The 8,252-nt window shown below is 30.6% G+C and carries 8 protein-coding genes; 6 read left to right on the top strand and 2 right to left on the bottom strand.

Annotated elements, in window-relative coordinates:
- Together Q0V15_RS10165 and Q0V15_RS10160 are read left to right on the top strand one after the other, a co-directional pair.
- Nucleotides 1-517: family 1 glycosylhydrolase (locus Q0V15_RS10165; protein WP_297438632.1), on the top strand; the 517-nt coding region annotated here is incomplete at its 5' end.
- A 24-nt stretch (nt 518-541) separates the two neighbouring features.
- Nucleotides 542-1,474, top strand: a complete 933-nt coding sequence (locus Q0V15_RS10160) for a type I phosphomannose isomerase catalytic subunit (RefSeq protein ID WP_297438630.1) — start codon at nt 542-544, stop codon at nt 1,472-1,474.
- A 98-nt stretch (nt 1,475-1,572) separates the two neighbouring features.
- Here Q0V15_RS10160 and Q0V15_RS10155 read toward each other — a convergent pair whose 3' ends face one another.
- Nucleotides 1,573-2,049, bottom strand: coding sequence for a hypothetical protein (locus Q0V15_RS10155; protein WP_297438628.1), 477 nt, complete (start codon nt 2,047-2,049; stop codon nt 1,573-1,575).
- 9 nt (nt 2,050-2,058) lie between these two features.
- Nucleotides 2,059-2,562 carry a hypothetical protein gene (locus Q0V15_RS10150; RefSeq protein ID WP_297438626.1) on the bottom strand — a complete coding sequence of 168 codons (504 nt, stop codon included), beginning with the start codon at nt 2,560-2,562 and terminating at the stop codon, nt 2,059-2,061.
- A 143-nt stretch (nt 2,563-2,705) separates the two neighbouring features.
- Here Q0V15_RS10150 and Q0V15_RS10145 point away from each other — a divergent pair, with 143 nt between their 5' ends.
- The 4 genes from Q0V15_RS10145 (at nt 2,706) to carB (ending at nt 8,218) form a co-directional block, all read left to right on the top strand.
- Nucleotides 2,706-2,912, top strand: coding sequence for a hypothetical protein (locus Q0V15_RS10145; RefSeq protein ID WP_297438624.1), 207 nt, complete (start codon nt 2,706-2,708; stop codon nt 2,910-2,912).
- Nucleotides 2,913-3,014: 102 nt separating this feature from the next.
- Entirely contained in the window at nt 3,015-3,455 is a 441-nt protein-coding gene (locus Q0V15_RS10140) for a C-GCAxxG-C-C family protein (RefSeq protein ID WP_297438622.1), read from the top strand.
- A gap of 499 nt (nt 3,456-3,954) precedes the next feature.
- The gene (locus Q0V15_RS10135; protein WP_297438620.1) at nt 3,955-4,980 is read left to right on the top strand and encodes a carbamoyl phosphate synthase small subunit; all 1,026 of its coding nucleotides are present in this window, start codon (nt 3,955-3,957) and stop codon (nt 4,978-4,980) included.
- A gap of 25 nt (nt 4,981-5,005) precedes the next feature.
- Complete coding sequence (gene carB, locus Q0V15_RS10130; protein WP_297438618.1) at nt 5,006-8,218, top strand: carbamoyl-phosphate synthase large subunit; 3,213 nt, start codon at nt 5,006-5,008, stop codon at nt 8,216-8,218.
- The last annotated feature ends 34 nt before the right edge of the window (nt 8,219-8,252 follow it).

The following is an 8,252-nucleotide window of genomic DNA, read 5'->3' as shown; positions in this document are numbered from 1 at the left end:
AATAGATTTTCTTGGAGTTAATTATTATCAACCAAGAAGAGTTAAGGCTAGGTGTGAAAAATTAGAAGTTAATACTTGGATGCCAGATTTGTATTTTGAAAATTATGAAATGCCAAATAGAAGAATGAATCCATACAGAGGGTGGGAGATATATCCTGAAAGTATGTATGATATTTCGATAAATATAAGGGATAACTATGATAATATTCCTTGGTTTATTTCAGAAAATGGAATGGGTGTTGAAGGTGAGTCAAGATATATAAATGAAAGTGGAATAGTAGAGGATGATTATAGAATTGATTTCTTTAAAGAGCATTTAGAATTTCTTCATAAGGGTATAGAAGAAGGTTCAAATTGTTTTGGATTCCACTCATGGACACCAATAGATTGTTGGTCATGGTGCAATGCCTATAAAAATAGATATGGCTATATTTCAGTAGATTTAGAAACTCAGAAGAAAACAATTAAAAAATCAGGTAGATGGATTAAGGAAGTTTCCGATAATAATGGCTTCTAAGATTTAGATTTAGGGGGAATTTTAATGTATCCGATAAAATTTGAAAATTTATATTTTGAAAAAATTTGGGGTGGAAGAGATTTAGAAAACTTTAGAGATAATATGCCAAGTGGAAATATTGGAGAGAGTTGGGATATTTCTTGCCATGAAAATGGAATGAATGTTGTATCAAATGGAACTTTTAAGGGGATGACATTTGATAAAATAATAGATGAATATGGAACAAAACTTCTTGGAGAAAATATAAGAGAAGAATTTCCACTTTTAGTTAAGCTTATAAATTCGAATGATAAGTTATCAGTACAAGTTCATCCAGGAGATGAGTATGCACACAAATTTGAAAATTCAAAAGGTAAAACAGAAGCTTGGTATGTTGTTGATGCAAAAGAGGGTGCACAGCTTATAGTTGGTACTAAAGATTGTGATAAAGAAAAGTTTGCACAGGCGATAAAGAGTGGAGTAACAGAGGAATATATTAATAAAATTGATGTTAAAAAAGGTGATTGTTTCTTAATAAATAGTGGGCTTGTTCATGCTATTTGTGAGGGTGTTATAATTGCTGAAATTCAGCAGAATAGTGATATAACATATAGAATATATGATTATGGTAGACCAAGAGAGATTCATGTTGAAAAATCTCTTGATGTAATTAATTTTTCATTAAGTGCAGAGAATATTGGTGGGAAAGATACTGAAAAATTTGATGGCTTTGAAAAAGTTGAACTATGTAAAAGTGAATACTTTACAATAGAAAAGTATATAATATCTTCAGAAATTTCAGAAGTTAGTGATAAAGAAAGATTCTTTATATTTACATGTGTTGATGGAAGTGGATATATGGAAGATGAAAATAAGAATATAGTTGATATTAAAAAAGGTGATAGTATCTTTATACCAGCAGACCTTGGGAAATATAAGATAAGTGGAGATTTGACTGTGCTTAAAAGTTATGTGTAATTTTATAATTATAGGTGAAATCATTTAGGGATTTAAGTTTAAAATTAGAATAGTAGATAAGATAAATGGGAGTGAAAAATTCACTCCTATTTACTATTTTATTTATAACAATAAAAATTATTTATTCTTTTAGTTGGCATACTGAAGAATTTCCATTTATAGTTTTTCCATTTCCATCCTGATATTATTGTCCCAGTTATATGAGTTGGATAACACCAAAAAGTTTTTCCATTTTTAAGCCATAGATAAGTATATCTATAAGCACAAAGTTTAAGTTTTTGATTAGAACATTTACAATTTGGGCAGTAGCAATCTTTAGCTTTAACCATGCCTTTAGAATGGTATGAAGGGATTTTTGATGGTGGATACCCAAGATTTAAAGGGTTATAAATTCCTTGATTGTAGTAGTGTTTTTCAGAAGTATGTCCAGGGTGTCTAGAATTTTTATCTTCTTTTTCAGAAACTACTATAAAATTATCAGATGATCTTTCAAGAATTTCTATTTGGCTATCATCTAATATTTCAAATTCGCCAACTGATTCAGGATTATCTTTTTCTTGATAAATTACTTTCATAATACCCTCCTATCTTTTGCAACTGAAAGTTTCTACTTTAGATATATCTACACCATAGTAAACCCAGTCGTTAATTTCTTTATTCCATCTCCAACCAACATAGCAAACTTTATCTACATAGAATACATAAGTCCAGTATTCTTTTCCATCATTTTGCCAGATATAAGTTAACTTATCTAAGCAACAAGCAAGTGCATTTCCACTTACAGCATATTTAGGTGAATTTGTAGGGTTTACTTTATCCTCACAAGATTCACATTTGGGTGGTTTATGTTTTGGAGGTAGTTCAATAGGCTTATCTTTATGATGGTCATAGTGTTGCTTATCATGTTTATGATTTTTACCATCATCTTTTTTACACTTAGAACATTTGCAGTGTTTATCATGCTTATCGTGTTTATCATCGTATTTATCATCATCATGCTTATCGTGCTTATGTTCCTCACAGTGGTCACAGCGAGTATCAGTTCGGTACAGAGGTTTTAAAAACTTATCTGGATAAATTATCTCCATATTGTATCTCCTATGTTATTTATATCAATAATATAATATGTTTTTTGTGATAGAGTGTGCTAAAAGAAATATTGATAAGTTAGTAGCAATTAGTAAGCTATTATAATACTTTATAATAATAAATATATTAGGGGTGGCAGTGTATGAATGATAGAGATATGATAGTTGTTGTTTCAGAGGAATATCAAAATAATAATACAGACGAAAAAGTTCCAGGTGTGGGGGTTGTTATTGATGAGAAACTTAGAAGACTTATGGATATAATAATAGAAAGTAGTCCTGACTATAATACTTATAATGATTTAGTTAAAGAAGCTTTATATCAAGGACTTTTAAAACTGATTAATTAATAAGGAATGGAGTTTAAGGGGATTTATATGTATTAAGTTGAGTTGTTTTCTAAAATATATATAATATATAGTATAGTTATTTTTAGGGAGTGATTTTAAATTATGAATAATGTAGATTTAAAAAAAGTTAGAGAAACAGCTGAAACATATTATAGAAATGGAGATTTTTATTGTTCAGAGGCTATAGTTAAAACAATAAAGGATGCATTTGAATTAGATTTTTCAGATGAAGCAATTAAGCTTGCATCAGGATTCCCAGTTGGTATTGGTGGTTCAGGTTGTACATGTGGAGCAGTTTCTGGTGGGGTTATGGCACTTGGTATGGTTTTTGGAAGAAGCAAAGCACAAGATCCAAGTGTAATGAAGACAATGAAACTTTCAGCAGAACTTCATGAAAGATTTAAAGAGAAGAGAAAATTTGTTTGTTGCAAAATTTTAACTAAGGGAATGGACTTTGGTAAAAAAGAACATTTAGAACAGTGTATAGCAATTACAGGTGAAGTTGCAGAAATTGTAGCTGATATAATAAATAGAGAAAAATAAAACTTTTAATATTGATAATATAGCAAAAAATATTGACAAAACAAGCTATATATATAATAATAGAAGTTGCTTCAATAGGACAATGAAGTAGGTTTATAGGTTGAAATTAGTTCAAGCCCTGAGTAGTTATGCTCAGGGCTTGAACCTTTTTTTTTGAAAATTAACAAAATGTTCATTGACTATTTAAAGGAATTGGATTAATATTGTAATAAGAATTTAGAAAATACACTTTAAATTGGTCCTGTGAGGCCAGAAAGAGGTATAAGGATGAAAAAAAATAATTTAAAAAATAAAACTACATTTCAAAAAATGAATAGCTTTGGATTTTGTATTCCAATAATATATAAAAGGTAATAGGATATTATCGCGTTTTTTTACGCAAGATAATGTTCCTATTACCTTTTTCTAAAATTCGGATTAAATACTTAGAATTTTAAGTTGGAATAGAAGACCTTTTAAAGTGTGTTTTTCTAGTATATTTATTAGGAGGTCTATTAAGATGAAAGCAAAGCTTATATTACAAGATGGAACAATTTTTGAGGGTAAAGCCTTCGGTTACTTAAAGGAGTCAGTTGGAGAAGTTGTATTTTCAACAGGAATGGCTGGTTACCAAGAAGTAATAACAGATCCATCATATAAAGGACAAATCGTAACAATGACATATCCCTTAATAGGAAACTATGGGATTAATCTTGAAGATATGGAATCAGATAAAGTTCAAATAAGTGGACTAATCGTAAAAGAAAAATGTGAATTCCCAAATAATTTCAGATGTGAATTAGAACTTGATAATTATTTAAAACAAAATAAAGTTATAGGACTTGAAGGAATTGATACAAGAGCTTTAACTAAGATATTAAGAAACAAAGGTTCAATGACAGGAGTTATTTCTGTTGAAGATTTTAGACTTACTGATATAGAAGCTAAAATTGGAAGTTACTCAAGCAAGAACTTTGTAAGTGAGATTTCTACAAGTGAGAAGTACACAATCAAAGGTGCTGGTAAAAAAGTTGCAGTAATAGATCTTGGGATTAAAAAAAGTGTTCTTAATAACATCATTAAAAGAGAAGCTGATATAACAGTATTCCCTTATAATACAAGTGCTGAAGAAGTTCTTTCAGTAAATCCAGATGTTGTATTCTTATCAAACGGACCAGGAAATGCAAATGATGTAGCTCATGTTTCAGATATGATAAAAGTATTACTTGGAAAAGTTAAAGTAAATGGAGTAGGTCTTGGATGTCAACTTATAGCAATGGCTATTGGTGGAAAAATAGACAAGCTTGCATTTGGACATAGAGGTTCAAATCATCCTGTAAAAGGATTATCAAACGGAAAAGTTTATACAACAACACAAAGTCAAGGATTCTATATTTCTGATTTAACAAATGATGCAGAAATTACTTATAGAAATATAAACGATAGTACAATAGCAGGATTTAAGAATGATAGCTTAAATATTTCAGGAGTACAGTTTATGCCAGATAGAGATAGTGAATTTATATATGATGAATTTGTAAAGTAATTTCAAAATTGGGGAGGAAAATATTATGCCATTAAATAAAGATATCAAAAAAGTTTTAGTTATAGGTTCAGGTCCAATAGTAATAGGACAAGGTGCTGAGTTTGATTATTCAGGAACACAAGCTTGTAGAGCTATTAAAGAAGAGGGAATAGAGGTTATTTTAATAAACTCAAATCCAGCTACAATAATGACTGATAAGGGTGTTGCAGATAAGATATACTTAGAGCCAATAACACTTGAATATGTAGAAAGAATTATAAAAGAAGAGAAACCAGATTCAATAATAGCTGGTATGGGTGGACAAACAGGTCTTAACCTTTCAGTTGAATTATATGAAAAAGGTATTTTAGATAAATATGGAGTTAAAGTAATTGGTACTTCAATAGAATCAATCAAAGAAGGAGAAGATAGAGAACTTTTCAGAGATATGATGCTAAGAATTAATGAACCAGTTATAGAAAGTGAAGTAGTACATGAATTAGAAGAAGGACTTCAAGTAGCTAACAGAATTGGATATCCAGTTATAGTTAGACCAGCTTATACACTAGGGGGAACTGGTGGTGGAATAGCTAATGATGAAGCAGAACTTAGAGTTACACTTGCATTAGGTCTTCAACTTAGTACAATCGGACAAGTTCTTTTAGAGAAGAGTGTTAAAGGTTGGAAAGAGATTGAGTATGAAGTAATTAGAGATAGCAAGGGAAATAAAATAGCAGTTTGTAGTATGGAAAATGTTGATCCAGTTGGAATACACACAGGGGATTCAATAGTTGTAGCACCAACACAAACTCTTACACCTAAAGAGTGTGGAATGCTTAGAACAGCTGCACTTGATATTATAGAAGCTGTTGGAATTGAAGGTGGATGTAATGTTCAGTTCGCTTTAAATCCAAATTCACTTGAATATGCAGTTATAGAAATTAACCCAAGAGTTTCAAGATCATCAGCACTTGCTTCAAAAGCTACTGGTTACCCAATAGCTAAAGTTGCATCAAAGATAGCACTTGGATATTGTCTTGATGAAATCTTAAATGCAGTTACAAAGAAAACTTATGCTTGTTGTGAACCAACAATAGATTATATGGTTCTAAAATTACCAAAGTGGCCATTTGATAAGTTCGAGGGAGCTGATAGAGTTCTTGGAACAAAAATGATGGCAACTGGTGAGATAATGGCTATAGGTACAAACTTTGAGTCAGCATTCTTAAAAGGTATAAGATCACTTGAAATCGGTAAGTTCTCATTAATACACAAGAAGTTTACAAAGCTTTCAATGGAAGTTTTAAGAGAGAAAGTTGTAACTCCTGATGATGAGAGAATATTTGCTCTTGCAGAAATGCTTAGAAGAGATTATAGAATTGATATGGTTTCAAGAATAACAGGAATAGATATATTCTTCCTTGAGAAGTTTAAAAATATAGTTAGAGAAGAACAAAGACTTTCAGAGTCACATATAGAAAATCTAGATAAAGAGTGGTTATTAGCACTTAAGAAAAATGGATTTGCTGATAAAGCAATTGCTGACATGATTGGTGTTGATACAGATGAAATATATAGACTTAGAGATATATGGAACATCAAACCAGTTTATAAAATGGTTGATACTTGTGCTGGAGAATTTGATGCAGTTTCACCTTACTATTATTCAACTTATGATGAGTATGATGAGGTTGTAGTTTCAGATAAGAAAAAAGTTATAGTTATAGGTTCAGGTCCTATCAAAATTGGTCAAGGAGTAGAGTTTGATTATGCTTCAGTTCATTGTATTAAATCATTAAGAGCACAAGGAATTGAAACAATAATAATAAACAATAATCCAGAAACAGTTAGTACAGATTTTGATACTGCTGATAAGTTATACTTTGAGCCAATTGTTGAGGAAGATGTTTTAAATATCCTAGATAAAGAAAAACCAGATGGAGTTATTCTTCAGTTTGGTGGGCAAACATCAATTAAACTTGCTAAGTTCTTAAAAGCTAAAAATATTAAAACTTTAGGTACTACATCAGATCAAATAGATCTTGCAGAAGATAGAGAGCAGTTTGATGATTTACTTGAAGAACTTGATATTGCTAGACCAAAGGGTAAAGCTGTATGGACAACAAATGAAGGCGTTAAAGAAGCTGAAAAACTTGGATATCCAATGCTTGTAAGACCTTCATTCGTACTTGGTGGACAAGGAATGGAAATAACTCATAATGAGAAAGAATTAAGATATTATTTAGAGCATGCATTTGAGAAAGATACTAAAAATCCAATTCTTGTTGATAAATATTTAAGTGGTAGAGAAATAGAAGTTGATGCTATATCAGATGGTACAGATGTTTTAATACCAGGGATTATGGAACACTTAGAGAGAGCCGGGGTTCACTCAGGAGATAGTGTTACTATATATCCAAGTCAAAATATATCAGATAAAATTAAAGCAGATGTATTAGATTATACAACTAAACTTGCTTTAAGAATTGGAATTAAAGGAATGATTAATATTCAGTTTATTGAATTTGAAGGAAAACTTTATGTAATAGAAGTTAACCCAAGAGCTTCAAGAACTGTACCATATATATCAAAAGTTAGTGGAGTTCCAATAGTTGATCTTGCTACTAAGATTATGCTAGGTGCTAAGCTTAAAGAATTAGGATTTGGAACAGGAGTTTACAAAGAGCCAAATCTTGTATCAGTAAAAGTTCCAGTATTCTCAACACAAAAACTTCCACAAGTTGAAGTTTGTCTTGGGCCAGAAATGAGATCAACAGGAGAAGTTCTAGGAGTTGGTAAAACAGTTGAAGAAGCTTTATATAAAGGTTTCGTAGCTGCTGGAATGTATGTAGGAAAAGGTGAAAAAAGAATACTTGCAACAGTAAATGAGCATGATAAGGATGAATTTGTAGAAATAGCTAAAGGTCTTAATACACTAGGATATAAAATTATAGCAACAGAAGGAACTGCGAAAGCTCTTAAAGAAGCTGGAATAGAAGCGGAAGTTGTTAGAAAAATTACTGAAGAAAATCCAAATATCTTAGATATGGTTGTTAGTGGAGATGTTGATTTAGTTGTTAATACTCCAACAAAAGGAAATGATTCTAAGAGAGATGGATTCCATATAAGAAGAGCTGCTATAGAAAGAAATATCAGTGTTGTAACATCACTTGATACTTTAAGAGCTTTAGTAAGAGTTCAATTAGATGGAATGGATAAAGTAGAACTTAAAATGTATGATGTGAATTCATGGAATTAATATAAATACTGAAAAGGGTAATCTCAATGTGAGA

It is taken from the genome of uncultured Clostridium sp. (assembly GCF_947036855.1).
Lineage (GTDB): Bacteria > Bacillota > Clostridia > Clostridiales > Clostridiaceae > Sarcina.
This window is presented reverse-complemented; position numbering and strand designations above follow the sequence as displayed.